This window comes from Rhodococcus sp. A14, from assembly GCF_011603105.1.
Classification (GTDB): domain Bacteria; phylum Actinomycetota; class Actinomycetes; order Mycobacteriales; family Mycobacteriaceae; genus Rhodococcus_F; species Rhodococcus_F opacus.
This window is the reverse complement of sequence record NZ_JAAOQS010000013.1, coordinates 1-25,335: the sequence shown is the minus strand read 5'-3', so window position 1 is coordinate 25,335 and position 25,335 is coordinate 1. Positions and strand designations below refer to the sequence as shown.

Annotated in this window: 25 protein-coding genes; 7 read left to right on the top strand and 18 right to left on the bottom strand. The window is 68.4% G+C overall.

What is annotated here, in order from left to right; genetic code table 11:
• Positions 1–124 precede the first annotated feature (124 nt).
• Complete coding sequence (locus G9373_RS10005; protein ID WP_005565459.1) at positions 125–1,150, top strand: LacI family DNA-binding transcriptional regulator; 1,026 nt, start codon at positions 125–127, stop codon at positions 1,148–1,150.
• A gap of 14 nt (positions 1,151–1,164) precedes the next feature.
• On the opposite strand, the gene G9373_RS10000 is transcribed toward G9373_RS10005, so the two are convergent.
• Complete coding sequence (locus G9373_RS10000) at positions 1,165–2,142, bottom strand: NAD(P)-dependent oxidoreductase (RefSeq protein WP_054246002.1); 978 nt, start codon at positions 2,140–2,142, stop codon at positions 1,165–1,167.
• A gap of 35 nt (positions 2,143–2,177) precedes the next feature.
• On the opposite strand from G9373_RS10000, the gene G9373_RS09995 reads away from it, so the two are divergent.
• Positions 2,178–2,825 carry a ScbR family autoregulator-binding transcription factor gene (locus tag G9373_RS09995; RefSeq protein WP_005244660.1) on the top strand — a complete coding sequence of 216 codons (648 nt, stop codon included), beginning with the start codon at positions 2,178–2,180 and terminating at the stop codon, positions 2,823–2,825.
• Here the strand turns inward: G9373_RS09995 and G9373_RS09990 are convergent.
• From G9373_RS09990 to G9373_RS09955, 8 genes are all read right to left on the bottom strand, one after another.
• Positions 2,822–3,769, bottom strand: coding sequence for a ScbA/BarX family gamma-butyrolactone biosynthesis protein (locus tag G9373_RS09990; protein ID WP_081315258.1), 948 nt, complete (start codon positions 3,767–3,769; stop codon positions 2,822–2,824). The two genes, G9373_RS09995 and G9373_RS09990, sit on opposite strands and share 4 nt — an antisense overlap.
• A gap of 96 nt (positions 3,770–3,865) precedes the next feature.
• Entirely contained in the window at positions 3,866–4,438 is a 573-nt protein-coding gene (locus G9373_RS09985) for a hemerythrin domain-containing protein (RefSeq protein WP_054246004.1), read from the bottom strand.
• A 121-nt stretch (positions 4,439–4,559) separates the two neighbouring features.
• A complete protein-coding gene (locus G9373_RS09980) occupies positions 4,560–5,324 on the bottom strand; it encodes an aldolase/citrate lyase family protein (RefSeq protein WP_054246005.1) in 765 nt (254 codons plus the stop codon).
• Between the two features lie 14 nt (positions 5,325–5,338).
• Positions 5,339–6,295 (bottom strand): aldo/keto reductase, encoded by a 957-nt coding sequence (locus tag G9373_RS09975; RefSeq protein WP_054246006.1) that lies wholly within the window; start codon positions 6,293–6,295, stop codon positions 5,339–5,341.
• Positions 6,295–7,152: an ATP-binding cassette domain-containing protein gene (locus G9373_RS09970; protein ID WP_005565468.1), complete on the bottom strand. Its 858-nt coding sequence runs from the start codon at positions 7,150–7,152 to the stop codon at positions 6,295–6,297. The genes G9373_RS09975 and G9373_RS09970 overlap by 1 nt, the downstream gene beginning before the upstream one ends.
• Positions 7,149–7,964 carry an ABC transporter ATP-binding protein gene (locus G9373_RS09965; RefSeq protein WP_120659754.1) on the bottom strand — a complete coding sequence of 272 codons (816 nt, stop codon included), beginning with the start codon at positions 7,962–7,964 and terminating at the stop codon, positions 7,149–7,151. Before G9373_RS09965 ends, G9373_RS09970 begins: the two co-directional genes overlap by 4 nt.
• Before the next feature lies 1 nt (position 7,965).
• Complete coding sequence (locus tag G9373_RS09960; RefSeq protein WP_005244653.1) at positions 7,966–8,913, bottom strand: ABC transporter permease; 948 nt, start codon at positions 8,911–8,913, stop codon at positions 7,966–7,968.
• Entirely contained in the window at positions 8,910–9,845 is a 936-nt protein-coding gene (locus G9373_RS09955) for an ABC transporter permease (protein ID WP_005565470.1), read from the bottom strand. Before G9373_RS09955 ends, G9373_RS09960 begins: the two co-directional genes overlap by 4 nt.
• Positions 9,846–10,244: 399 nt before the next feature.
• Between G9373_RS09955 and G9373_RS09950 the strand changes: the two genes are divergently transcribed.
• The 5 genes from G9373_RS09950 (at position 10,245) to G9373_RS09930 (ending at position 16,876) form a co-directional block, all read left to right on the top strand.
• The gene (locus G9373_RS09950) at positions 10,245–11,819 is read left to right on the top strand and encodes an ABC transporter substrate-binding protein (RefSeq protein ID WP_043789819.1); all 1,575 of its coding nucleotides are present in this window, start codon (positions 10,245–10,247) and stop codon (positions 11,817–11,819) included.
• A gap of 60 nt (positions 11,820–11,879) precedes the next feature.
• The gene (locus G9373_RS09945) at positions 11,880–13,106 is read left to right on the top strand and encodes an exo-alpha-sialidase (protein WP_005566567.1); all 1,227 of its coding nucleotides are present in this window, start codon (positions 11,880–11,882) and stop codon (positions 13,104–13,106) included.
• A 26-nt stretch (positions 13,107–13,132) separates the two neighbouring features.
• Positions 13,133–13,792, top strand: coding sequence for an SDR family oxidoreductase (locus tag G9373_RS09940; protein ID WP_240482721.1), 660 nt, complete (start codon positions 13,133–13,135; stop codon positions 13,790–13,792).
• A 76-nt stretch (positions 13,793–13,868) separates the two neighbouring features.
• Positions 13,869–16,097, top strand: a complete 2,229-nt coding sequence (gene pdxA, locus G9373_RS09935) for a 4-hydroxythreonine-4-phosphate dehydrogenase PdxA (RefSeq protein WP_133986061.1) — start codon at positions 13,869–13,871, stop codon at positions 16,095–16,097.
• Positions 16,098–16,108: 11 nt separating this feature from the next.
• Complete coding sequence (locus G9373_RS09930) at positions 16,109–16,876, top strand: DeoR/GlpR family DNA-binding transcription regulator (RefSeq protein ID WP_005244647.1); 768 nt, start codon at positions 16,109–16,111, stop codon at positions 16,874–16,876.
• 17 nt (positions 16,877–16,893) lie between these two features.
• Here G9373_RS09930 and G9373_RS09925 read toward each other — a convergent pair whose 3' ends face one another.
• From G9373_RS09925 to G9373_RS09885, 9 genes are all read right to left on the bottom strand, one after another.
• A complete protein-coding gene (locus tag G9373_RS09925) occupies positions 16,894–17,394 on the bottom strand; it encodes a hypothetical protein (RefSeq protein ID WP_005566573.1) in 501 nt (166 codons plus the stop codon).
• A gap of 36 nt (positions 17,395–17,430) precedes the next feature.
• Positions 17,431–18,228, bottom strand: a complete 798-nt coding sequence (locus G9373_RS09920) for a DUF6390 family protein (protein ID WP_043789823.1) — start codon at positions 18,226–18,228, stop codon at positions 17,431–17,433.
• Between the two features lie 24 nt (positions 18,229–18,252).
• On the bottom strand, positions 18,253–19,380 hold the full coding sequence (hypD, locus tag G9373_RS09915) for a hydrogenase formation protein HypD (protein ID WP_005258643.1): 1,128 nt from the start codon (positions 19,378–19,380) through the stop codon (positions 18,253–18,255).
• Positions 19,381–19,405: 25 nt separating this feature from the next.
• Entirely contained in the window at positions 19,406–19,678 is a 273-nt protein-coding gene (gene hypC, locus G9373_RS09910; RefSeq protein ID WP_005244643.1) for a HypC/HybG/HupF family hydrogenase formation chaperone, read from the bottom strand.
• 26 nt (positions 19,679–19,704) lie between these two features.
• Positions 19,705–20,805, bottom strand: coding sequence for a hydrogenase expression/formation protein HypE (hypE, locus tag G9373_RS09905; protein ID WP_005566578.1), 1,101 nt, complete (start codon positions 20,803–20,805; stop codon positions 19,705–19,707).
• A complete protein-coding gene (locus G9373_RS09900; RefSeq protein WP_120659751.1) occupies positions 20,802–21,494 on the bottom strand; it encodes an SIS domain-containing protein in 693 nt (230 codons plus the stop codon). The genes hypE and G9373_RS09900 overlap by 4 nt, the downstream gene beginning before the upstream one ends.
• A complete protein-coding gene (locus tag G9373_RS09895) occupies positions 21,491–22,240 on the bottom strand; it encodes a HypC/HybG/HupF family hydrogenase formation chaperone (protein ID WP_133986062.1) in 750 nt (249 codons plus the stop codon). Before G9373_RS09895 ends, G9373_RS09900 begins: the two co-directional genes overlap by 4 nt.
• 44 nt (positions 22,241–22,284) lie before the next feature.
• A complete protein-coding gene (hypF, locus tag G9373_RS09890) occupies positions 22,285–24,591 on the bottom strand; it encodes a carbamoyltransferase HypF (protein WP_120659749.1) in 2,307 nt (768 codons plus the stop codon).
• A 146-nt stretch (positions 24,592–24,737) separates the two neighbouring features.
• Entirely contained in the window at positions 24,738–25,307 is a 570-nt protein-coding gene (locus G9373_RS09885; protein ID WP_005566585.1) for an ATP-dependent Clp protease proteolytic subunit, read from the bottom strand.
• Positions 25,308–25,335: the final 28 nt, after the last annotated feature.

Below are 25,335 nucleotides of genomic sequence, written 5' to 3'. Positions count from 1 at the left end.
CCTTCGGGTTGCGCAAACGTTTGGCTCAAACGTTTGGGTTCATTAGAATCGTGACGGCGGCCACGTGTCAAGAGGGCCCGGGATACGTTTCACAGCGTTTACACGACGTGGAAGGATCGACATCGTGGGGAATCCGAAGAAGCCGCGCGCCACGCTGCGCCTGATCGCCGACGAGCTGGGCGTCCATGTCTCGACGGTGTCGCGTGTGCTGAACGGAACCACCGAACCCGGAGTACGCGCCGCGTCGGCCGCCACCACCGAACGCATCCGCGCGCTAGCGGACAGTCTCGGCTACCGGCCGAACCCGCACGCCGCGAGTTTGCGCACCAACCGCAGCAACCTCATCGGCGTCCTCGTCCCCAGGCTGTCCGACTACGTGCTCGCCACCGTGTACGAGGGGATCGAGGAAGCGGCCGAGGAGGCCGGCCTGTCCACGTTCGTCACGAACTCCCTCGACGATCCGGACAATCAGTCCGCACGCACCGACATGCTCCTCGCCCGGCGAGTGGACGGACTCATCTTCGGTGACGCGCACATGGACCACCGCTTCCTCGACAGCGTCGCCGAACGGGGAACACCGTTCGTGCTCGTCTCCCGACGCTCGGGCGAGTACCCGTCGGTGACCTGCGACGATCGAACAGGTGGCGCCCTCGCCGCCCGACACCTCCTCGACCGCGGCCACGAGCGGGTGGGCGTCATCGCCGGTCTACCGTTCGCCAGCACCACCGTCGACCGATCCGGCGGATTCGCCGAAACCTTCGCGTCGGCAGGATGTCCCGTGCCCGAGGCGAACATCGTCTACACCGGATTCGACGCGGCAGGCGGACGTCTCGGCGCAGTGGAACTGCTCGCCCGCGAGCCCGGCCTGACGGCGATCTTCGCAACCAACGACTTCGCGGCGATCGGTGCGTACGGCGCCCTGCGCGACGCGGGACGCGAAGTGGGCCGGGACGTCGCGGTGATCGGCTACAACGACATTCCGCTGTCCGCCGAGATCACCGTCGCCCTGACGACGATCCGGTCACCGATGCACGCAATGGGCCGGCGCAGCGTCCAGAAACTCGTCGAACTGCTGGGCGGCGCCGAGGTGACGTCCGAGCGGCTGGCTCCGGAACTCGTCGAGCGGGCATCGACGGACTTCCGCCTGTAAGCGAACGGACCCCGTCACACCGGGAGGTGGTCCAGGGGGCCGTGGCCGACGGTCGAACCCGTGGCGGTCCAGAGGCGGGCGGGGTCGTACCAGTGGTCGCGGCCGATCAGATCGAGGTGTCGGTCGGTGAGGCCGTGCCGGGCGCCGGCGGTCGTCGCTTCGTCGAAGGTGAGACTCGTGGCCGGCAGCCGGAGACGGCCCGCGTTCGCGAGTGCCTCCCCGAGTTCGCGGACGGTCACCGGGTCGGGGTGGCAGGCATGGAACACGTCGCCGGGGCGTGCAGGAGGCTGCGTTGCGAGGGCGGCGAGGAGCCGGGCGAGGTCGTGCACTGCGATGATCGAGATCCGGGATCGACCCTCGTCGACCCAGGCCTCCAATGCCTCGAGGATCCGGATGAGGCCGGGAACGAACCAGCGGTCGCCGGGGCCGTGGACGAAGGTGGGACGGACGACGCAACCACCCCGCTCGAGGACACGGTGTTCGGCGGCCAGCCTGCTCGCGCTCAGCGTCGAGACGGGTGCGGGCGTGGCGTCGAACTCACCGATTCCGCTGTGCGGACCGGACCCGTACACGCCGATGGTGCTGACGTAGATCACCCGGCCGATGCCGTTCCGGGCCGCGGCGGCAAGCAGATTTTCGGTGCCCTCGACGTTGACGGCGGCGCAGTGCGCCGGGTCGGTGCCGGTGTAGGAGGCGGCATGGATCACGACATCGACGCCGGTGAGTGCCGTTTCGAGGCTCGCCGGGTCGGTCAGGTCCGCCCGGGCGGACAGCACGCCCGGAAGGTCCGAGCGTGAAGGTGCGCGTGCGACCGCGGTGCAGGGGATCCCGGCCGACGCCAGTGCCGTCACGGTGGCCGATCCGATGAAGCCCGTGGCTCCCACCACCGCGACACGGACCGGCGTGGAACGTGTTCGACCGCGGTCGGTCGCGGTCGACGCTGGTACCGTCTCTCCGGGCAATGGGCGCGTAGTCCGTGCTTTCATCGTCATCGTTCTTCTCTCGTGCGGCAGGGAAAGGTGTGAACGTGGTTCAGCAGGCGCGTGCTGCGGCGACCCGACAGCAGATCGTCCGCGGGGCGGCGGAGATGTTCGAGAAGTCGGGGTTCGAAGGAGCCAGACTCGGCAACATCGTCGAGAATGCCGGAATCACGAAGGGGGCCTTGTACTTCCATTTCCGCTCCAAAGAGGATCTGGCGCGATTCATCATCGGCGAGCAACACCGGATCTCCATCGCGTCCGTCGAGGCGATCGGCCGCGAGCAGGTTTCGGCGATCGAGCAGATCGTGATGCTCTGTCACGAGATGGCCCGGCAGATCGTGAACGATCCGATCGTGCGGGCCGGTATCCGGATCACCCTCGAACTCAGTGCCGACGACCAGGGGCCCGCCGACCCCTATCTCGACTGGATCAACAGTTGCGAGATGCTCGCCACGCGGGCCGTCGAGCAGGGAGATCTCCTCCCGGACATCGACCCGCCGAGGTTGGCGCGGTTCGTCATCGGCGCCTTCACCGGCGTCCAGACCGTCTCCCAGGTGCTGACGCAGCGCACGGACCTCGAACAACGTGTCGACGACATGTGGGGGTTCCTGCTCCCCGGGATCATGCCCGCGACCCGGCATCAGGACATCGCCCGAATCCGCCGGGCCCGCTGGACACCCGACGACGCCGACTAGCGCGCGCATGCGCTCACCGCGGTAGGGGCCAGCGCCGCGGTCCCTTGCACGACCGCCACTCCGCCCTGCACCAACGATCCGCGGATCGACAGCGCGCCGTCGTCCACCACGTCCAGGCGGATCGTGGCCCGCTCGTCGAGTTCGGCGAAACGGTGGAACGTGGCGCCCAGCGAAACGAGGTGCGCTTCCGGCACGCCGAGCCGGGCGCAGGAGGCCTGCCGGAATGCCTCGAGCAGCAGCATCCCGGGAATGTGATCACACGGATGGTCGAACAGCACGGGGTGCGTGTCGTCGATCCGCAACTCCCACTCGTTCTCGGAACGCCGTGAACCCAGGACCACGTGCGCGTCGTCGACGTGACCGACCAGCCCCGCCGGAACGGGCGCGGGACACCACGACGCCCCGATCGACCGCGGTCCGCGCTCACCCCACCGGGCCCGTGAGTACGCGGCCGGAGGAAACACTGCCGCGTGACCCGTTGCAGTGCCGACGTCCTGTCCGCCGAGCCGGAACCGCAGGTCCACGCGGAATGCGGACAGCGCCCCGCCGCGGTGCACGTGCTCGGACACGGTGACCTCGACGATCACTTCGGCGGCCGCCGCGCCCACCTCGAGCGCGCCGGGCACCGCCTGCACCCGGAGGTGCTGCATGACGAACCGGTTCGGCAGCGGAACGGAGAAGCGGGTGTGCCCCAGGTAGATCGCGGTCTGCCGGAGCGTTTCCGCCAGCAGCATCGTGTCGTAGCTCCCGCCCCGGGCGCGGTAGAACCCGTGCAGGCGGGGCCACTGCGCGGCGACCACGAACCGATCCGGCCCCGGCAGCGACACACAGTCGGTGAGGAAGACCTCGGCCACGGATTGGCGATGGACGTACCTGCGCGGCACGCTCCGCTCGAATGACATCGGGGGAAGCGCATCGGGCATCGGACGGGAAACTCGCGCCACAACCCCATCTCCCCACAGAACCGGTCGGCCCGATGCCGCGGACCGCCGAACTATAGAACACAGACCGCGCGGTCTGTGATGTGGGGGAGTGCGTCGTTACCGGCCCTTCAAGCTTCCGATCCGAAGCGATCCCGCGCTGCTGTCCTCGTCGAGCCCCTCTTCGACCTCCCGGACGTACTCCTGCGGATCCTTGTCCGAGGTGTCCGCATCCCTCGTGGAACGGTGAACGAGGAAGTACTCGGCGAAGCGTCGCCCGAGCGATTCGCGAAGTTCTGCCGGGGCGGTCCGGAAATCTGCCAGCCCCTCGCGTTCCTCCTCGGCCATGTGCTCATCGTTGGCCCGGCGCGTTCGGCCGACAGCCGCCCACCACTCCTCGGAGAGGATCGGATACCCCGCCGCCGCACGGACGCCGTCGCGGATGTCGTTGTGGTCCCCGATCGCGTCGAGGGTTTCCTCCTCCGCGTCCTCCTCCCTGACGCGGAGAAGTTGGGGATAGAAGATTTCCTCTTCGGCCGCGGCATGCAGATCCAGGCGTTTCGCCAACGGGGTCCACACCGCCTCTACGGCAGTGATGTCCACCCGGCGGCGAGCCTTCAGTTCGTCCAGTGCGGCGAACTGTCGTCGGAACCACTCGTGGTCGTCGAAAATCAACTCGATGATGTCAGGCATGATTCGATCCTTTGTTGCATCTCTTCCTTGGGCAAGGAATTCAGAATCAGGCGGCTTCGCCGCCCGTGCACCTTTTTGGTAGCGCGAACAACCAAAAAGGCGCACGGGCGCGGAGCGCCTGTCATTCCCCGGTCGCGGCTTTGAGATGCGCGGCAGAGGCGGCTTTGAGATGGGTGAGGTCGGACGCGACGGTCGCGAACGTGTATCCCTCCGCGAGTCGGCGAGCCGCCACCGCACCGTCGGGGGTGTGGATGCCCGCCGCGATGCCTGACGCCGCGGCAGCCTCACGGACGCGGACCAGGGCCGCCTCGAACTCGTCGTCCACGCTCGGGTCGTTCGGGTGCGCACCACCCACGGCGAGGCGCAGATCGGACGGCCCGACGTAGACCCCGTCGAGTCCGGGGACGGCGCAGATCTCTTCCACGTTCGCCAGTCCTTGCGGTGTCTCGATCATCACGACGACGACCGTGTGGCGGTTGGCGTCCGCCGGGTTCGGGCCGATCCGCAGTTGGGAGCGCATCGGCCCGTACGAGCGAACGCCGGCAGGCGGGTATGTCGCGGCCGCAACGGCCCGGGCCGCTTCCTCGGCGGTGTTCACCAGCGGAACGATCACGCCCGCCGCGCCGGCGTCGAGTGCCCGGCCGATCGGTGTCGGATCGTTCGACTCGACCCGGATCATGCCGACCGTGGAGCCTGAGGCGTCGATGGCGGTGAGCCCCGCGACCATGCCGGAGTATCCGATCAGGCCGTGCTGGAGGTCGAGGGCGATGTAATCCCAGCCGACGTGGGCGAGCCATTCCGTCGACACCGGGCTGTCGATCACGGACCAATAGCCGACGATCCGTTCCCGGCCGCGGAGTCGGGCGGCGAATTCCTGGGCGCTCATCAGGGCGATGCCTCCTAGCGGTTGTAGTTGGGCATGGGTCCGCGCAGGGCGCTGCCCACTTCGTCGCACGCGTCGATCAGTTCGTCGTCGAGTGTGCCCTTCGCGACAGCGGCGATGTTCGACTGCAGGTGTGCCACCTTGGATCCACCGAGGAGGATCGGGCCCGCCGCAGGCTTGGACACGAGCCAGCGCAGAGCCAGTTCGGTGAGCGGGATGCCGGCCTTGTCGGCGATCACGGACAACTGCGTGATCGCATCGAAGATCGCGGTGTTCCAGTACCGCTCCTTGTACATCTGCGCCAACCGCGAATCGCCGAAGCGCCCATCGGCCGGCTGGGCGTCGAACGAGTGCCGTCCGGTGAGGAGACCGCCGCCGAGTGGGTTGTAGACCATCGTGATCAGTCCGGTGACCGAGGCGAATTCGACGTACTCCTCCTCGATCCGCCGGGCCAGGAGGTTGTACAGCTGCTGGGCCACGATCGGGCGGGGTGCGCCGACGGCGTCGGCCGTGTGGTTCAGTTCCGCGATCTGCCAGGCCGCGAAGTTGGAGACACCGAGGGCGCGGATCTTGCCCTCCGACACGAGATCGGCGACGGTGGAGAGAGTGTCGGCTAGAGGTGTGGCTCGGTCGGGCTGATGGAGATAGAACAGGTCGACGTAGTCGGTGTCCAGTCGCTTCAGGCTCGCCTCGACGCTCGCGCGGAGGCCCGCGGGAGACAGCGGAGAGTTGTCGCCCGCGTCGGGGTGGGGCATTCCCGCCTTGGTGGCGAGGGTGACACGGTCGCGACGCGTGCCCAGCAGTCGGGCGAGGATGCGTTCGGACTCTCCGCCGGCGTAGCCGTTGGCGGTGTCGACATGGGTGATGCCGGCGTCGAGCGCGGCGTCGACCATAGCGGCGGCACCGTCGAAGTCGACGGTGTCGCCGAAGGTCATCGTGCCGAGAACGAGTGAGGTCAGGTCGAGTTCGGGCATCAAGCTACTCCTCGGGATACGGTTCGGGGAACCTCGGTTGCGCCGGGCGGGCGCGAGACGATGTGACGGGGTTTGATCCCGACCATGGTGGTGGGATCGAGCGCGGCGGCGCGGAGCGCCTGGGTGTACGGCTCGGCGGGACGTTCGAGAACATCGGTGGTGAAACCGCTTTCGACCACCCGTCCGCGCGACATGACGATCACGGTGTCGCTGATCTCGCGGACGACGCCGAGGTTGTGGGAAATGAAGACGTAGGTCAGACCGGTGTCGTGCTGGATCTCGCGGAGGAGGTCGAGCACCTGAGCCTGCACCGACACGTCGAGCGCGCTGGTGGCCTCGTCGCACACGAGGAGTTCCGGTCCGCTCGCCAGAGCCCGGGCGATACCGATGCGTTGCCGCTGACCGCCGGAGAACTCGGCGGGTCGACGGTGGAGCGCCGTGGTGGGCAGGCCGACCTGATCGATCAGCGCCGCCGCCCTGCGCGCCCGTTCGGACTTGCTCCGGACGCCTTGGAGGCGGAGCGGTTCGCCGACGATGTCGACGGCGGTCAAGTGCGGGTCCAGCGATCCGTACGGGTCCTGGAAGACCATCTGCACGCGGGACCGGAAGGGCCGCAGTGCCTTCTCCGACAATTGCGCGATGTCGGCACCGTCCACGAGGATGCGGCCGGACGTGGGTGTGAGGAGTCGGACGATCGCCTTCGCGATGGTCGATTTCCCGCACCCGGACTCGCCGACGACGGCGAGCGTCGCCCCCTTGTCCACGGAGAAGCTGACGGTGTCGACCGCGCGGAACACACCGTCGGGGACCGGGTATTCGACGACGAGATCTTCGACGGACAGCAGCGGTGCGCTCATGTCGATGCTCCTACGGTCGTGGTGTAGTCGCCGAGCCGTGGCACGGCGTCGAGCAGCTTCTTGGTGTACGCGCTGCGAGGATGGAGGACGAGGTCTTCGGCCCCGCCGTTCTCGACGAACCGGCCGTCCTTCATGACGTAGATGCGGTCCGACATCAACCGGGCGACGCCGAGGTCGTGGGTGATGACGAGCAGTCCGACGCCCGTGCGCTCCTGCAGTTCGAGCAGCAGGTCGAGGATGCTCGCCTGCACGGTCACGTCGAGGGCGCTGGTGGGTTCGTCGGCGACGATCAGTTCGGGACCCGACGCGAGCGAGCAGGCGATCAGTACACGCTGCAGCATGCCGCCGGACAGCTGGTGGGGGTACTTCCCGAGTTGTCCCGCCGGATTCTGGATCCGCACCTGCTCGAGCAGTTCCACGGCCCGCGCGGTTTCCTTCGCCTTTCCGGTGATGCCGCTGTGGCGCACCGCCTCCCGCAGCTGGGACCCGACGGTGTGCACGGGGCTCAGTGCCGTCATCGGATCCTGCGGGATCAGCGCGATGTGCCGTCCCCGGACCTTCGCGAGAGCCTTCTTCTGTCCGAGGATGTCGCAGTCCTTGAACCGGACCGCGCCCGAGAGGACGGCGAGGTCGTCGGGCAGCAGGCCGAGGATGCCCATCGCGGTGGTCGATTTACCCGACCCCGACTCACCGATGATGGTCACGGTTTCGCCGGCGTCGATGCAGAAGGACACGCCGTCGACTGCGCGGATGACGCCCCGGGCGGTGATGAGTTCGATCTGCAGTTCGTCGACTCTGAGGAGATTCCCCATGTCAGACCTCTTCCTTCCGCAACGAGAATCGGTGCAGGAGCCCGCGGCGCTTCCCGGGCGACCGTGCCGGGCGGTCGCGGAGCCCGTCGCCGAGCAGGTTCACGCCGATCACGAGCAGCACGATGACGAGGCCGGGGAGGGTTACGAGCCACCACGAGGTGGTGATGTAGTCCTGGCCGTCGGAGATGATCCGGCCCCAGGTGGCGAATGGGCGTTGCGGTCCTGCGCCGAGGTAGCTCAGTGCGCTCTCGAGGAGGACGGCCTGCGCGAGCAGCAGCAGGACGACGAGGGATGCCTGCTTGATGATGTTGGGGATCACGTGGCGCAACAGGATGGCGGTGCGTCCGAGTCCGAGTACCCGGGAGGCCGCCACGTACGGCTTCTCGCGTTCGACGAGGACGAGTGAGCGGGTCAGCCGGGCGATCTCCGGCCACTGGGCGATCGCGATGACGAACGTGATGACCGGGATCGACGGGCCGAACAGGGCGACGACGAGCAGCAGCATCATGAGGAGCGGCAGCGACAGCTGGGCCTCGAGCAGCCTGCTCACGACCGTGTCCGTCCAGCCGCCGAGGTAGCCGGCGAGTGCGCCGAGGCACAGGCCGATCAGTCCGGAGACGACGACCGCGAGAATTCCGATCGTCAGCGACACCTGTCCGCCGTAGAGGACGCGGGACAGGAGGTCCCGGCCGAGTTGGTCGGTCCCGAAGAGGTGACCGTCCGTCAGCGGTGGCAGGCGCCGCTGGGCGAGGTCGGTGGCGTCCGGAGAGGGCAGAGGAAGCAGTTGCGCCAGTGCGACGGGCATGATGACGGCGAGGGCGCAGACGGTGCCCACCCAGATCTTCACGCGGCTGTCGCGGGCGCGCCGGGTGGCACCGGCCCGGGCGATGTCCCGGGTGGTCACGGCGCTCGGCCGCTCCTGCGCCGGGGGATCGATGACGGTGGTCATTTCGTCGTTCCCTTTCCGAGTCGGACGCGCGGGTCGAGGAGCGGATAGCAGAGGTCGACGAGGAGCTGGACGAGGACGGCGAGAACCGCGGTCACCAGGACGGTGGCCTGGATGAGGGGGTAGTCCCTCGTCTCGAGTGCACGCACGACCAGCGATCCCACGCCGGGCCACGCGAAGACGACCTCGACCACGACGACGCCGTTGAGCATCGAGGCGAACCGGGTACCGAGAGCGGTCAGCACCGGGATCGCGGAATTCCGCAGGGCGTACCGCCAGATGAGTTCGCGCTCCGGGACGCCCCGCGACCGGGCCACGGTCATGTACGGCGAGGCGAACGCGCCGACCATCTCGCGGCGGACCATGCGGGAGATCAGGGCGATCTGCAGCACGGCCACGGTCACGGTGGGCAGCACCAGGCTGGACCAGGTGGTGAATCCGGCCGCGGGAAAAATCGGGATCAGCACCGCGAACACGGTGATGAGCATCAGTCCGGTCCAGAAGTCGGGCATGGACTGACCGGCGATCGTGACGACGTTGGCGCCGAGTTCGCGCCTCGTGTCGGCGCGGCGCGCCATCCACACTCCGAGCGGGATGGCCACCAGTGTGGTGAGCACGATCGCCGCGACGGACAGGGTGATCGTGTACGGCAGCCGAGCGAGGACGACGTCGAAGGCGGGTGCCTGGAACGAATACGAGGTGCCGAGATCGAGGTGGAGAAGGCCGCGGAGATACAGCAGGTACTGGGTGAACACGGACTGGTCGAGACCCATGTCCGCCCTGATGCGGGCGAGGTCCTCGGTGCTGGCCAGCGGTCCGGCCATCGAGTAGGCGGGATCGCCGGGCGCCATCCGGATGAGGACGAACACGGTGGTCAGTGTCAGGAAGACGGCCAGCGCGCTCTGTGCGAGCCGTTTTGCGACGTAGCGGGGCATGGCCGCCGTCAGCACCCTCGGGACACGGGAGGTCGGGGTCCGGCGGGGAGCCGGTGATGCCGAGCCGGTGGGCTGGGCTGCAAATGCCGTGTCGGCGGCGTGCTGCGTCATGAGGTCACCGGCCGTTCGGTGTCTGCGTGAGGGGTCATCGTCGACCTTTCGATAACGCCGGCGATGGAGGTGTCGACACCGCGGCGTGTCGGGTACAGCAGCTTCATTTGTAACTCAGCTCACAATCGCACTAATGCGCGTTGTGCGCAAGTCTTGCCGCCATCTTGCGCATCTCAAGCAACTCTGAGTAGAGTTCGGATGTGCCGGCGATCACATCGCCTGGTGGGCAACCACCTCGCGCCGTGCCTGATCGCTGCGCCCCATACCCATAGTCCCGAGAGGTCGATGATGACCAATTCTCTTTTCGAACAGCGCTTTTCGAGGAGAACGCTGCTCAGGTCGGGTCTCCTGCTCGGAGCCGGCCTCACGCTCGGATCCGCGGCGGGATGTGCGACGCCGACCGGAACGCCCGGACCGAAGACCGTGAGCCTGGCCCTCAACCGCTCGCTCGTGAGCCTCGACAACAAGCTGAACCAATTCGATGCCGCGCTGACGGTGCAGCGGGGAGTGCGGCAGGCCCTCACCGAGATCGACCGGGACCTGCGCCCCCAGCTGGTGCTGGCCGACCGGTTCGAACTCGTCGCACCCACCCAGTGGTTCGTGCACCTGCGTCCCGGCATCCGGTACTCGGACGGCACCCCGGTGCAGGTTCGGGACGTCGCGACAGCCCTCCAGATGTACAGCCAGGTCGACGGCTCCTTCGTCGGGGGGTTCTTTCCCGAATGGCCCACGGTCGAGCAGATCGACGACACCAGCTTCACCCTGAACACCCAGCGACCCGTCCCGGTCCTCGACTACCTCATGTCGAACATCCTCATCACCCCGGCGGCCGCGAACGTGCCGGAGGAACTGCAGTCCGGGGTGGGATCCGGACCGTACCTCGTGACGGAGAGCGATCGCGGCACCGGAAACTACACCCTGGTTCGCAACGAGAACTACTGGGGAACACCGGCACAGATCGAATCGGTGCGCGTCCGCTTCGTTCCGGACGAGTCGAACCGCGTCGTGACGTTGCGGAGTGGGGAGGTCGACGTGATCGACAGCATCACCCCGGATGCGGCCGACCAGCTCGCCGGACTGTCGGGTGTGGCGATCGATCGGATCGACGGTGTCCGGCTCAATCAGCTCTTCTTCAATTTCCGGAAACCCCAGGGGCACCCGCTGGCCGACGCGCGGGTGCGCAGGGCGCTGACGTATGCGATCGACGGGCGCGCCCTCGTCGACCAGGTTCTGCAGGGCTCCGCCACCCAGTCGCGCGGCGTCATTCCCCTCACTCTCGACGGTGCCGTCGAGACCGGTGAGTACAGCTACGACCCCGCCCGCGCCCGCGGCGAACTCGACGCTCTCGGGATCCGGGATCTGGAGTTGAAGATCATCTGGGAGACAGGCGAGTTCGCGGCCGACACCGACATCATGGAGTCGGTGCTGCAGATGCTGTCCGCGGTCGGCGTGCGAACCACTCTCCAGCAGTTCGAACCCGGTGGCGACATCTCGCAGTGGCGGCAGGGCAAGGTCGGCGACTGGGACGTGCTGGGCAACGGCTTCCCGAGCCCGACCGGTCTGGCCCTCACCATCATGCAGGGCATGTACGCCGGCACCGCGGAGAAGGAAGAGACCCGGGATACCTACCACGGGTACATCTTTCCCGAGATCACCCGGACCATCACCCAGGCCTCGGAGGAGGCCGACGCCGTCCGGCGCGCCGAACTCCTCGCGGACGCGCAGCGCCAGATCTGGGACACGTGCCCGTGCCTGTGGGCGTTCGTTCCGAAAGCGGTTCTCGCGCGCCGCTCACGGATCGACGGTGTCGCGCTGCGCCCCACGAACTCCTATGACCTCAGTGTCGCGGCGCTGCGTGCCTAGACGTGACGTGACCGCCGCACCGAGAACTCGCCCGCCCCTATCCACGCACTGGAGACGCAGATGACCACACCGAGTCCCGCAACCGATACCCGATCCACAGACGGCGTCGTCCGTGACGTCGAGGCGGGTCGACGCGACGCCCTGCTTCCCGCACCGCAGGTGCAGAACCACGCGGCGAATCTCACCGTCCTGCCGGACGGATCCCTCGGATGCGTGTGGTTCGCGGGCACCCAGGAGGGCGTGCCGGACATCAGCGTCTGGTTCTCCCGGCTCGCCCCGGATGCAGACGCGTGGTCGGAGCCGGTGCAGCTGTCCGACGACCCGACTCGTTCGGAACAGAATCCTGTTCTCCACGTGACGAATACGGAAACCGTGTGGCTCCTGTGGACGTCCCAGCACGCCGGCAACCAGGACACCGCACGGGTCATGCGGCGCATCTCCGCCGACGGCGGCCGAACGTGGGGCGAGGCGCACACGCTGCTGCCGGAGACCGACGCCGGGGGTGTGTTCGTGCGACAGCCGGTGGTCGCACTCCCGACCGGGCGGCTCCTGCTCCCCGTGTTCCACTGCGTCCGCATCGAGGGCCGCAAGTGGGTGGGCGATCGCGACTACAGCAGCGTGATGATCTCCGACGATCACGGCGACTCCTGGCGCGAGGTGACTGTGCCGGGCAGCGTCGGCTGCGTGCACATGAACATCGGCCGCCTCGCCGGCGGCACCCTCGTGGCCCTCTATCGCAGCCGCTGGGCGGACTCGATCTACCGCAGCGTCTCGACGGACGACGGCGATACCTGGACCGAGCCGGAGGCCACCGAGCTTCCCAACAACAACTCGTCCATCCAGTTCGTCGTGCTTCCGGGCGACCGTCTCGCCCTGGTGTTCAACGAGTCCAGCGCGGCGAACGCCACCGCGCGGCGGACGTCCCTGTACGACGAGATCGACGACGACGGTCTCGCCGACGGGGTGCCCGAGCAGGCGGACCCGGAGCTCGAGCCGCTCGACGACGGGGACAGTCGCAGCGCGTTCTGGGGTGCGCCCCGCGCCCCGATGACGCTGGCGATGTCCGAGGACGGGGGCCGGACGTGGCCGGTTCGCCGCGACATCGAGATCGGCGACGGGTACTGCCTGTCCAACAATTCTCGTGACGGGCTGAACCGCGAGTACTCGTACCCCAGCATCACCGCCGGGAACGACGGCCGCCTGCACGTCGCGTTCACCCGGTTCCGGCAGGCGATCGAGTACGTCGAGCTCGATCAGGCCTGGGTCGCCGACGGGGGCCGGTCGTGACGCACGGCGACTCGAAGCGTGCGGTCGTGACCGGGGTCAGCTCCGGCATCGGCGCCGCCACCGCCCGGCAGCTTCTCGGCGACGGATGGTCGGTCACCGGATTCAGCCGACGCGACCCCGGCATCGACGACGACCGATTCTCCTGGACGGCCGTCGATCTCGGCGACCTCGACGCACTCTCGGAGCACGCGGCCGCCGCCGGTTCGGTGGACGCCGTCGTGCACGCCGCCGGCCTGCAATCCTCAGCACCTCTCGGGAAACTGCAGGTCGACGATGGCCTGAAGATGTGGCGGATTCACGTCGCAGCCGCGGAGGTTCTCGTCAATGCGCTCGCTCCGTCGATGCGCAACGGCGGCCGGGTGGTCCTGGTCGGCAGCCGCACGATGTCCGGAGCGGCGGGCAAGAGTCAGTACGTCGCCACCAAGTCGGCACTCGTGGGAATGTCGCGGTCCTGGGCTGCGGAGTTGGTGGACCGGGCGATCACTGTCAACGTGGTTGCCCCCGGTCCGACGGACACTCCGATGCTGAACGATCCGGCTCGCACGTCGACGCCTCCGCGGGTCCCGCCGCTCGGTCGATTCATCGCCCCCGGCGAGGTGGCAGGACTGATCGGATTCCTCCTGGGACCGTACGGCGGAAGCATCACGGGTCAGGCGATCGTGCAGTGCGCGGGAGCATCCCTGTGAACAGTCTGCGCGTAACGCGCAAAACTGCTACCATGAAATGCACGAAACGCGCAGATTCCCGGGCGAAGGCGGCATCATGAGACCGAAATCGATCGGATCCGATCCGACCGTCGCGGTCTTCGCCGACGACCTGTCCGGTGCCGCCGAAGTGGCGAGCGCGTTCCTCGATCGGAGTGCGCCCGTATCGCTCCTTCTCGGCGCCGCCGAAACGCATGAACCGGGCGGAGTCGTCATCGCGGATCTCGATACGCGGTCGATGAGCCCGGAGGATGCGGCACGCGCGGTTCGGCACGCGCTCGCCCGAGTTCCGTCCGATGCGCTCGTGGTGAAGAAGATCGACTCACTCCTCCGCGGAAACATCGGGCCCGAGGTGGGAATCCTCGCCGACACCGGTCCGGTGGTCGTCGCAGCAGGGCTGCCGGCGCTCGGCCGGACCGTTCGCCACGGCGTCGTGCACGTCGGAGCGACGCCGCTCCACCGGGCCGGGGTGTGGTCGGCGGAATCCACGCCGCCGCCGGAGTCGATAGCCGAACTCTTTCCGGACAGTCCCACGCATTGCGTGCACCGCGGTCCCGGTGTCGAACGGGCGCTCGCCCGCGCGGTGTCCGCCGGCGCCATCGCGATCTGCGACGTCGAGACCGACGAGGATCTCCACTCGATCGTCCACGCCTGCCGGGCAATCCCCGGAGTGCGACTGGTCGGGACTTCCGCCCTCGCGGCGGCGGTGGCCCGCACGCTGCCGCTCCGACACGTCCCCACCACAGCGACCAGGCGGGCGGAATCCGTCCTGATCGTCGTCGGGACCGCAGAACCCGTTGCCGTGCAACAGGTTGCGTCGCTGGTCGCCGACGGTGTGCGGCACGTGCCGGTCGACGCGTCGCAACTTCTCCGCGGCGATGTGGACCCGACACCCCTGCGGCACGTTCTCGACGACGGTCCTGCGGTCGTGACGGTCTCCGGCGACGTGGAGCCGTCGAATGCCCGGGCGTTGTCGGCGGCGCTCGGACGGCTGGTCGCGGCCCTGCAGAACGACCGCCGAGCCGACCTCGTGCTCACCGGCGGTGAGACGGCCCGCGCCGTCGTCGACGCGCTGGGGATCACGTCGCTTCGGCCGGTCCACGAAGTGCACCACGGCGCCGTCGCCTCCCTGGCGTCCGACGGACGGCGAGTCGTCACGAGGCCCGGCAGCTTCGGCGACGCGACCAGTCTCGCCGCGATCACGGCCTACCTGCGCGGCGCTCAGCCGCCCACCCACACCCCCACACAGCGAGGACCTCACATGACAGCGTCAACTGATACCGCGAACCTTCCCGTCGTCGCCGTCACCATGGGCGACGGCGCCGGAATCGGCCCCGAGGTGATCGTTCCCGCCTTGCTGGACGAGGCCACCCGGTCCTGGTGCACACCGGTCGTCATCGGCGACGCGAAGCGGCTTCGTCTCGCGGCGAATGTGCTCGGCATCGACGTCGACATCGTGACCGTCGAGTCGGTCGCGGACGCGCAGTCGGTACCCGGGCGCGTCAACGTCATCGATCTCGACCTCCTTCCCGACGACCTGCCGTGGGGCGAACTGTCCTCGGTCGCCGGTCACGCGGCCTACGAGTACATCCGCGTCGCCAGCGAACTCGCGGTACGCGGGGAGGTGCAGGCGATCTGCACGGCCCCGCTCAACAAGGAGGCGCTGCACGCCGCCGGCCACATCTTCCCGGGGCACACGGAACTTCTCGCGCACCTCACCGGCACGGAGGAGGTGTCCATGATGCTGTCGACGCCCAAGCTGAAGGTGATCCACGTGACCACCCACATCGGCCTGCTCGACGCCGTCGCGAAGATCGAACCCGGGCTCGTCGAGCGGACGATCCGGCGTGGGCACGACGCGCTGGTGCGCTCCGGTATCCCGGAGCCGAAGATCGGGGTGTGCGGCATCAACCCGCACGCCGGCGAGCACGGGCTGTTCGGCTACGGGGAAGAGGAGCAGAAGATCATTCCCGCGGTCGAGGTGCTGAAGGCGGACGGTATCGACGTCCACGGACCCTTGCCGGCGGATACCGCGTTCTTCCTCGCGGGGCGCGGCGACTACGACCTCATCGTGGCGATGTACCACGACCAGGGGCACGGACCGGTGAAGGTCCTCGGCATCGAGGCGGGGGTCAACATCACGGTGGGACTGCCCGTCATCCGGACGTCCGTCGACCACGGCACCGCCTTCGACATCGCAGGCAAGGGTATTGCCGAGGCCGGTAGTATGGTCGAAGCTCTTCGTCAGGCTGCCGAATTGGCAACCAGCACAGCGGTTGTGAAGTAGGGGGACGAAACATGGCGGTTCGCGAGTCGGAAGCACGCCGATCCGAGATCGTGCGACTGGCCCGGTCGAGCGGGTTGGCCAGCGTCGACGACCTGTCGGCGCAGTTCGGTGTCACCGCCTCCACCATCCGGCGGGACCTGAGTCAGCTCACGTCCCAGGGTCTGATCGCCCGGACCTACGGTGGCGCGATCGCGCTCGACCCCCAGCAGGAATCGTCACTCCGCCAGCGCGCTCTCGAGGGATTCGACGCGAAGCGGGCGATCGCGGAATGGGCCGCGAGCCAGGTCCGGCCAGGCGAGACCATCCTGCTCGACGCCGGCACCACCGTGGGTGCGATGGGGGAGTTTCTGCGCGAGATCGACGACATCACCGTCATCGCGGCCGGTCTGACCGCCCTCGAATCGCTGGCCGACGCGGACTCCGTGCGGGTCGAGTGCATCGGCGGAACACTCCGCCACCTCAGTCAGGGGTTCGTCGGACCGTTGGCCGAGGCCACGCTCCAACGCGTCACGTTCGATCGCGCGTTTCTCGGCGCGGACGCCGTCACCGCGGATCTGGGGATCTGTGAAGCAGAGCTGGAGCAGACGCGCCTCAAGGAGATCATGATCGCCCGTGCCGATGAGGTGTACGTGCTCGCGCACGCGGCGAAGCTCGGGCAGCGCCCCTTCCATGCGTGGGCGCCGATCCCTCCGGGAACCACGATCGTCACCGACGACTCGGCAGACACCGGGGAGACCGCGTCTTTCGAAGCTGCGGGGATGCGCGTGGTGCGCGTCTGACGACGGGCGACGGGGCCTTACCGCTTGTCCTTCTTCGCTTGCCGTCGTGCGCCTGCGGCGATGGTGGATGCTTCGAACTTCTTGCGCCCGGATGATTTCCGGGTGGCGTCGGCGCGTTCCTTGCCGGACGAGCCGACCTTGCCGTTGCTGTCGCCGAGTTCGCTGAAGGACGGGGAGTCGCTGCGGGCGCGGGCGAGGCGTTCGTCTTTCAGTTCGCGGGCGCTCGCGCGGGCCGCCGTCGCCAATTGGCCGCTCACCCTGCTGAGTGCTGCCTCGAAGACTTCCACCTTGTCGGCATTGCGCGTGTTGGCCGCTTTACCGGCTCCGCGCGCGCCCTTGTCCGCGACCTTCACTGCGCCTTCCTGGCGGTACAGCTTGACGTGCTTGTTGCGGGCACGGCGGATGCGGGTGTGCAGTGTGATCAGCTTGTCCTCGTCCAAGTCGGCCATCTGCGCCTTCTTGGTTTCGCGGATCAGCACGAACTCTTCTTCGGACAACGAGTTCAGGATCTTCTTCATATCGGCTCCGATCCGGCCACAGGCCGTGAGTTGTAGTCATGGTAGCGGGGAAACGTTCGTGTCGGTCCGTTTCCGTGAGGTCGGGGTCGGGGTCGCTCGCCGAAGCAGTCGCTGATTGGTCTGTGCAAGTTGCCATTCCGTCTGCCCGCGCAACCGGTCCACCCGATCCGGATCGAGACGGTCGCACACGAAATCCCAGTGCACCGCCACCCGGTCACCCACGGTGAGGTCGGCGACGAAAGCACCTTCGGGCACGCGGTAGTCGGCCGGGTCGTCCTGTTCGGGCCCGAGGGACAGCTGGGTGCCGTCCCACGACAGGCGACGCGACCGGACGACGGCCCGGTCGTGATCGATGCCGACCACCTCACCCCAGCGGATGCGGCACGAGTCGAGAACCTGCAGCGGCTGCGGCATTCCGGTGTCCAGCAGCCGCGACCACGGATACACGCCGAACACGTGAAAGTTGTGGGTGGGCGCCGCCTCCCCGAGCAGGTCCTCGGTGAGGTGTTTCCAGTAGTGGCCGGCCTGCGACGCGAGGCGGGCGAGCAATGCCGCGCCGAACTCGGCGCGGTCGACGCGGTCGGAGAGTTCGTCCGAGGTCCAGTAGGCTCGAACGACTCTCTCGTCCAAGGGGTCCGGTATTCCGGCGAGCCGGGCGATCACCTCCTGGTACGGCCAGGCGCCGCTGAACTGCTTCGCCAACGCCACCACGTCGGTATCCGGCGCCGCACCGCACGCGACCGCCTGCAGTCGCTCCGAACCGGGAGGGCCGCAGTAGCCCAAGGCATTCGGGGCGTGCGCATACTGCGCGAACACTCGATGCCCGGACGGCATCCTGTGTTCGCGCGGCATCACCGGTCAGCCTCGCTGACCCAGCAATTGCGCCGTCTCGCGGTGGAGCCGGCCGAAGTTGTAGTACGCGGCACACGCGCCCTCGGGGGACACCATGCACGTGCCGATCGGCGTCTCCGGTGTGCAGGCCGTCCCGAAGACCTTGCATTCCCACGGTTTGATGACGCCTTTGAGAACCTCACCGCACTGGCACGCCTTCGGATCGGCCACCCGCACACCCGGCATCGAGAACTTCTCCTCGGCGTCGAATTCCGCGTAGTTCCGGTGGACCTTGAGCGCGCTCTGAGAGATGAACCCGAGCCCGCGCCACTCGAAGTGCGGGCGTAATTCGAACGTTTCGGCCATCAGCTTCAGCGCCTGCACGTTGCCCTCCGCGCGCACCACGCGCTTGTACTGGTTCTCGATCTCGCAGCGGCCCTCGCGGATCTGCTGGAGCAGCATGTGCACCGACGCGAGGATGTCGAGTGGCTCGAAGCCCGCGACCACCATCGGTTTGCCGTATACCTCGGACACGAACCGGTACGGCCGCAGCCCCACCACGGTGGACACGTGGCCCGGACCGAGGAAACCCGACAACCGCAGGTCGGGGGACTCGAGGATCGCCTTGATCGGCGGAACGATGGTGACGTGGTTGCAGAACACACTGAAGTTCTTCACGCCCAGCGCCCGCGCGCGCACCAACGTCACCGCGGTGGACGGTGCCGTCGTCTCGAACCCGACGGCGAAGAACACCACCTGGTGGTCGGGATTGTCGAGTGCCACCTTCAGCGCGTCCAGCGGCGAATACACGAAGCGGACGTCCGCGCCACGGGCCTTGGCCTCGATGAGGTTGCCCTTGGATCCGGGCACCCGCATCATGTCGCCGAACGTCGTGAAGATGACGCCGGGCTGTTCGGCCAGCCACATGGCGTCGTCGACGCGGCCCATGGGGATGACGCACACCGGACATCCCGGTCCGTGCACCAGTTCGACCGATTCCGGCAGGAGATGCTCGATGCCGTGCCGGTAGATCGTGTGGGTGTGGCCGCCGCACACCTCCATGAATTTGAACTCGTCGCCACGGGCCAGTTCGGTGATGGATTTGACCAGGGCGCGTGCCGCCGCCGGGTCCCGGAATTCGTCGACGAACTTCATCCCTGTTACCTCGTTCTTGCTGTAGTCACGCGATTTCGGACGAGTTGAACGCGTCGATCTCGTTCACGTAGTCGGCGCCCATCTTCTGCACCTGATCCAACGTCAGCTGCGCCTCGATCTCGTCGATCTTCGCCATCGCGAAACCGACGTGCACGAGCACCCAGTCACCGACGACGAGACCTTCTTCGGCGAGCAGTCGCACACTGATCGTTCTCTGGACGCCGTTCACGTCCACCTTGGCCAGATGCTGTTCGGCGTCGACGATGTCGACCACCTGACCGGGTATCCCCAGACACATCGTGGTTCTCCTTCTCGGGCTGTTCTTCAGCAGATTCGGGGGAGCGGGTCGCCGACGAGCATGTCGACGATCCGGCTGCCGCCGAACGAGGTTCGCAGTGCGACGATGCCCGGCGGTTCGGCCAGGATCTCGCCCACCACGGTGGCATCGGCTCCCCTCGGGTGGGATCGCATCGCCGCGACGGCCGCATCCGCCTCGTCCGACGCGACGATCGCGACGAACTTCCCCTCGTTCGCGACGTACAGCGGGTCGATGCCGAGCATGTCGCAGGCGCCCAGCACCTGCGGCTCGATGGGCAGGGACTGCTCGTCCACGATCACGGCGAGCTGGCAGGCGTGAGCGAGTTCGTTGCACACGGTGCCGACGCCGCCGCGGGTGGCGTCTCGCATCCACCGCGTCGACGGTGCCGCGTCCAGCAGCGTCTCCACCAACGAGTTCACCGGGGCCGTGTCGGAGGCGATGTCGGCCTCGATCGCCAGGTCACCGCGGGCGAGCATGACCGCCATGCCGTGGGCGCCGATGGTTCCCGACAACAGCACCTTGTCGCCGGCGCGCACGAGATCCGCCGACAGCCGCCTGCCCTCCGGGATGACACCGACACCGGCGGTGGAGATGTAGACGCCGTCGGCGGCGCCCTTGCCGACGACCTTGGTGTCGCCGGTGACGATCTGCACTCCGGACAGGACGGCCGCCTCGCTCATGTCGGCGACGATCTCCCGCAGTTCGGCGATCGGGAAACCCTCCTCGATGACGAACGCCGCCGACAACCACCGCGGGCGCGCACCGGACACGGCGAGATCGTTCACCGTCCCGTGCACCGCGAGATGCCCGATGGAACCGCCGGGAAAACGCAGTGGCTGAACCACGTACGAGTCGGTGGAGAACGCGAGCCGCTCACCCGACGGCATGGTGAGCGCGGCCGCGTCACCGAGTTGCTCGAGTTCCTCGTTGCGGAACGCCTCGACGAACACCGCGTCGACGAGGGCCGCCGACGACTTCCCGCCCGCACCGTGAGCGAGGGTCACCACCTCGTCCAGCAGCCGCGGCCGGCGTTGCCGGAACTTGTCGATCCGCTCGAGGACCCGGTCTTCCCGTTCCGCCGAGGTTGTCGGTTCGGTGGTGCTCATGAAGCCTCCACGGAGTTGGGAGCGGGCCGCGCCATGTGTTCCTGGGCCACCGACCACAGCCGGTACCCGAGCATCGCGTGGCTCTCCTGGATCCGGTGGATGCTCTGCGAGTGGACGGTGTAGCAGAAGTCGAGTTCGCCGGCGGACGCCATCGCCGCCATCCGGCCGCCCTCGTGCCCGGCGAATCCGATGGTCAGCAGCCCCCGCTGTTTCGCCTCGGTGAGCGCGGTCATCAGATCGTCGGAGTTGCCCGACGTCGACAGTGCGATCGCGACGTCCCGGTCCCGGGCGTGCGCGATGATCTGTCGCTTGAAGATCAGATCGAAACCCACGTCGTTGCCGAGCGCCGTCACCACGGCCTGATCGGCGGCGAGCGACCACGCCGCCACCGGCCGTCCGCGGGCGGGACGGCTGAACAGCGACGCGAGCGTGGCGGCGTCGGTGGAGCTGCCGCCGTTGCCGAACGTGTAGAGCCGGCCGCCGCGACGGAATCTGTCGGCCATGTCGATGCCGGCCGCGGTCAGGCCGTCGCCGTACTCGTCGAGGGACTCCTTCTGCAGGCGCGCGCTCTCGGCGGCCTTCCCCCGCGCGGAGGCGGCGAGGTCGTCGAGGAGGCTCTGGGCGTCGGTTTCCTCCGAGTCGATAAACGGGTAGAGGAAGCTGGTGCTTTCCGAATCGTGCGTCGTCATCGGTTCGTCTCCTGCCCGGCGTCGTCGAGTCTGGTGATCGCGGCACCCGCATGCACCAGGACGAGGTCGTTCGGCTGAACGTCGCCGAGGACGCTGACGTCCACCCACTCCTCGCCCGCAGCGGTGCGGACCAGGGCGGGTCCGAGCGGTTCGGCCGGCTCGATCACCACCTCACCGAGACGGCCCTCGTCGCTGCACGTGACGCAGACCGTCTCGTCGCACTCCTCGGCGTCGGGCTTCAGCAGTCCCGAGTGCTCGAAGCAGACGTGGGTGAGTTCCCACAGCAGGTGATACATGAGGACGAACCGCCCGGTGGCCGGCACCATCGGGTCGTCCGAGTCGACCCAGAGGATGTGGTTCGCCGCACCGGCCGGAGGTCGGGCGCCCGCCCCGATCCACAGCGTCATCGCACCCCACGCCGGTGCGCGGCGCATCGCGTCGACCACGGCGGGCTCGTTCGCCGACGCCACGGCCAGCAGGATGTCGCCGGGCCTGCTCGCCACCCGGGCCTGCGCCACCGGATCGGGTTCGACGAGGGCCACCGACGGCAGCGCCCGTTTACCCATGATCACGGGATGGACGAATTCGACGGCGACGTGATGGGCGTGCGGTTCCCACTGGGGTGAGATCACCCAGAGCGTGGCGCCGTCATGGAATCTGCGGGCGAGTGACAATGCTGCGGCAGCGAGATCCGCAGACAGATCGGTGTCGACAAGGTGCCCGCCCGCCTCTGCGGTGGTGGTCATTCACTAGCTCCCGTCCCGGACCGGCCGGTCGGGGGCTGCCGACGTCACGGTCCGCGCATGGTTGCCGCGGCACCGATCACCGCCTGGCCGAGGGAGAGTCCTCCGTCGTTGGGAGGCACCCGGTGGTGGGTGAGGACTCGATAACCGCTGCTCTCCCAGTGTGCTCTCACCAGTGCGAGGAATAAACGGTTTTGAAAGACTCCTCCGGTGAGTCCGATCGTCGACGCGCCGGTCGCGGTGGCGGCCCGGTCGACGAGATCGGCGGTCGCGGCGGCGAGGGCATGGTGGAAGCCGAGTGCGAGCGCCGCGGGCGGGGTCCCGTCGCGGAGACCGGCAACCAGTCCGGACACCAGAAGAGGCAGCTCGAGCTGGTCGTTCTCCACGTCCATGGCCAGGGGAGCCGGGTGCGGGGCGGTCCGGGCGAGGGCCTCGAGTTCGACGGCCGCCTGCGCCTCGTAGGTGATCCGATGCCGCACCCCGAGCAGCGACGCTACGCCGTCGAACAGGCGGCCCGCGCTCGTCGTCCTGACGCAACCGAGACCCGACAGAAGTTGGGACTCCACGGCCGCGCGCTCCGCCGAGGGGACCGCCTCCACGCACGGCAGCCCGTCGACGTCGGTGATCCCGCACTCGTGCAGCAGAGCCAGCGCCACCCGCACCGGATTCCGGACGGCGGCATCACCGCCCGGCAGTGAGAAGGGCTGGACGTGACCCACCCGCCTCGAGTCGAGGATGTTCGGGCCGACCAGGAGGAGTTCGCCGCCCCACACGGTGGTGTCGCAGCCGTACCCGGTCCCGTCGAACGCGACACCGAGCACCGTCGTCCCGACCAGTCCGTGTTCGGCCATCAGCGACGCGACGTGCGCGTGGTGGTGCTGCACGGTGAGCAGGGGGACGCCGGTCCTCTCGCTGTAGCGCCGGGCCCAGTGGTGCGTCGAATATCCGGGGTGCCGGTCGGCGACCACGGCCTCCGGGGAGATGCCGTGCAGATGCGTCAACTGCCGCACCGACGTCTCGAAGGCGCGCTGACTCTCCAGGCTGCCCATGTCGCCGAGGTGCGCCGAGCAGAACGCGTAGTCCTGCCGGGTCAGGCAGAAGGTGTTCTTGATCTCCGCGCCCACCGCGAGGATCTCCGGGCCGTGCGCAGGCAGCACGACCGGCAGCGGTGCGAACCCGCGCGAGCGGCGGATCGGCAGTACCGCCCCTGCCGCCACCGCCAGGACGGAATCCTCGCAGGGCACCGCGATGCGGCGGTCGTGCATCAGGAACACGTCGGCGATGTCCGCCAATCGAGTACGGGCGTCGTCGTTGTCGAAACAGAGGGGTTCGCCGCTCAGGTTGCCCGACGTCATGACCAGCACCCGCGGTGGGTCGACGTCGCTGCCGGGGGTCCGGGTGAACAGGAGATGGTGCAGCGGGGTGTAGGGGAGCATCACCCCGAGGTCGTCGATCCCGGGCGCGATGCCGTCGGCAATCGACGCAGTGTTCTTCTTGCGCAGCAACAGGATCGGCCGGGCCGCGTGTCGCAGCAGCGCGCTCTCGGGCTCGGAGATCTCGCACAGCTCGGCGGCGACGGACAGGTCCGCGGTCATCACCGCGAACGGTTTATCGGGGCGGTGCTTGCGCGCCCGCAGAGTCTCGACGGCGGTCGGGTCGGCGGCATCGCACACGAGGTGGAACCCGCCGAGGCCCTTGACCGCCACGATCCGGCCGTCCCGCAACGCCCCCTGCACCGCGGTGAGGACGGCGTCGTCCCCGTAGATCCGGTGCCGGTCGATCTCGGCGAACAGGTGCGGACCGCAGTCGGGGCAGCACACCGGCTGGGCGTGGAACCGTCGGTCCGCGGGGTCGCGGTATTCGGCGAGGCACGCCGCGCACAGCGGGAACTCGGCCATCGTGGTGTTGGGCCGGTCGTAGGGCAGGTCGGTGATCACCGTGAACCGCGGCCCGCAGTTGGTGCAGTTGACGAACGGGTGGCGGTACCGCCGATCGTGCGGATCGGCCAGTTCGCGAAGACAATCCGCGCACGTCGCCACGTCCGGCGACACCAGTGTCCGCGCGCCGGGGACGTGCCGGCTGTCGATGATCCGGAACGACTGGTCCCCGCGCACCGGAACGGGCTGGGCGGTCGCGTCGACGATCACGGCCATCGGCGGCGCGTCCGCGCGGAGCCGGCGCACGAACTCGGACACCGACGCGGACTTGCCCTCGATCTCGATGAACACGCTGACGTCGTCGTTGCCGCAGTGGCCGTGCAGTCCCAGGTCGTCGGCCAGTCGCGCGACGAACGGGCGGAAGCCGACCCCCTGCACGACCCCGTGGACCGTGATGCGCGATCGTTCGACCGTCATCCTCGGATGATTCCCCCGTCGAGGTGCGGGGCGCAAGAGCCCGCCCGTTGACGTCCAGCCGCACAGCCGCACCCTTCCTCGGTTCGCGCACTCGAAATTGCGCCCGAATTCGTGGGCGGGAGCCGACAACGAGTGCGTCCGCCGGATTACTCCCCGTCGACCGAGCGCGCGCCGGTGACGGCGTCGATCAACCCGTAGTCGCGCGCCTCGTCGGCGGTGAGGATCCGGTGGTTCCGCATGTCACCGATCACCGTGTCGACGGGACGCCCGCAGGAGTCGGCGATGCGCTGCTGCAGCCTCCGGAGTTGCTGCTCGTGATGTTCCGCGGCGATGGCGACGTCCGACGCCGGACCGGCGCAGGACGTCTGCGGCTCGCGGAGGTGGAACGTGGCGTGCGACGCCGACGTCCGGCGATCGGCGGGCGCGAGGAGGGCGATCGCCATTCCCCGAACGTCGCCGCGGCAGTGGACGTGCAGCGGGACGCCCATCAGGTCGAGGGTGTCGAGGAGGGTGGCGGCCGCGTCGATGTCGGCGTCGACGCCGTGCAGCCATAGCTGGACCTCCCCGTCGTCCGAGGCGTCGAGCAATGCCAGCGACGCCGCCGCGCGGTTGGTGGCCTCGGCGTCGAGTCGGCCGGTCAGCGACACGATTCGTTTGTCGAACAGGCGCTCGGCCAGCCAGTCGGGACCGGGAGCGGGCACGGACGTGACGGGCATCGGGGCGGGCGGCTGGAGGGGGTCCGGC

What these genes read in the sequence shown, in the direction of transcription:
- G9373_RS10000 (WP_054246002.1), bottom strand. Translation starts at nt 2,142, where the DNA reads ATGACGATGAAAGCACGGACTACGCGCCCATTGCCCGGAGAGACGGTA.
- G9373_RS09985 (WP_054246004.1), bottom strand. Translation starts at nt 4,438, where the DNA reads ATGCCTGACATCATCGAGTTGATTTTCGACGACCACGAGTGGTTCCGA.
- G9373_RS09980 (WP_054246005.1), bottom strand. Translation starts at nt 5,324, where the DNA reads ATGAGCGCCCAGGAATTCGCCGCCCGACTCCGCGGCCGGGAACGGATC.
- G9373_RS09975 (WP_054246006.1), bottom strand. Translation starts at nt 6,295, where the DNA reads ATGCCCGAACTCGACCTGACCTCACTCGTTCTCGGCACGATGACCTTC.
- G9373_RS09970 (WP_005565468.1), bottom strand. Translation starts at nt 7,152, where the DNA reads ATGAGCGCACCGCTGCTGTCCGTCGAAGATCTCGTCGTCGAATACCCG.
- G9373_RS09965 (WP_120659754.1), bottom strand. Translation starts at nt 7,964, where the DNA reads ATGGGGAATCTCCTCAGAGTCGACGAACTGCAGATCGAACTCATCACC.
- G9373_RS09960 (WP_005244653.1), bottom strand. Translation starts at nt 8,913, where the DNA reads ATGACCACCGTCATCGATCCCCCGGCGCAGGAGCGGCCGAGCGCCGTG.
- G9373_RS09955 (WP_005565470.1), bottom strand. Translation starts at nt 9,845, where the DNA reads ATGCCCCGCTACGTCGCAAAACGGCTCGCACAGAGCGCGCTGGCCGTC.
- G9373_RS09950 (WP_043789819.1), top strand. Translation starts at nt 10,245, where the DNA reads ATGACCAATTCTCTTTTCGAACAGCGCTTTTCGAGGAGAACGCTGCTC.
- G9373_RS09945 (WP_005566567.1), top strand. Translation starts at nt 11,880, where the DNA reads ATGACCACACCGAGTCCCGCAACCGATACCCGATCCACAGACGGCGTC.
- pdxA (WP_133986061.1), top strand. Translation starts at nt 13,869, where the DNA reads ATGAGACCGAAATCGATCGGATCCGATCCGACCGTCGCGGTCTTCGCC.
- G9373_RS09930 (WP_005244647.1), top strand. Translation starts at nt 16,109, where the DNA reads ATGGCGGTTCGCGAGTCGGAAGCACGCCGATCCGAGATCGTGCGACTG.
- G9373_RS09925 (WP_005566573.1), bottom strand. Translation starts at nt 17,394, where the DNA reads ATGAAGAAGATCCTGAACTCGTTGTCCGAAGAAGAGTTCGTGCTGATC.
- G9373_RS09920 (WP_043789823.1), bottom strand. Translation starts at nt 18,228, where the DNA reads ATGCCGTCCGGGCATCGAGTGTTCGCGCAGTATGCGCACGCCCCGAAT.
- hypD (WP_005258643.1), bottom strand. Translation starts at nt 19,380, where the DNA reads ATGAAGTTCGTCGACGAATTCCGGGACCCGGCGGCGGCACGCGCCCTG.
- hypC (WP_005244643.1), bottom strand. Translation starts at nt 19,678, where the DNA reads ATGTGTCTGGGGATACCCGGTCAGGTGGTCGACATCGTCGACGCCGAA.
- hypE (WP_005566578.1), bottom strand. Translation starts at nt 20,805, where the DNA reads ATGAGCACCACCGAACCGACAACCTCGGCGGAACGGGAAGACCGGGTC.
- G9373_RS09900 (WP_120659751.1), bottom strand. Translation starts at nt 21,494, where the DNA reads ATGACGACGCACGATTCGGAAAGCACCAGCTTCCTCTACCCGTTTATC.
- G9373_RS09895 (WP_133986062.1), bottom strand. Translation starts at nt 22,240, where the DNA reads ATGACCACCACCGCAGAGGCGGGCGGGCACCTTGTCGACACCGATCTG.
- hypF (WP_120659749.1), bottom strand. Translation starts at nt 24,591, where the DNA reads ATGACGGTCGAACGATCGCGCATCACGGTCCACGGGGTCGTGCAGGGG.
- G9373_RS09885 (WP_005566585.1), bottom strand. Translation starts at nt 25,307, where the DNA reads ATGCCCGTCACGTCCGTGCCCGCTCCCGGTCCCGACTGGCTGGCCGAG.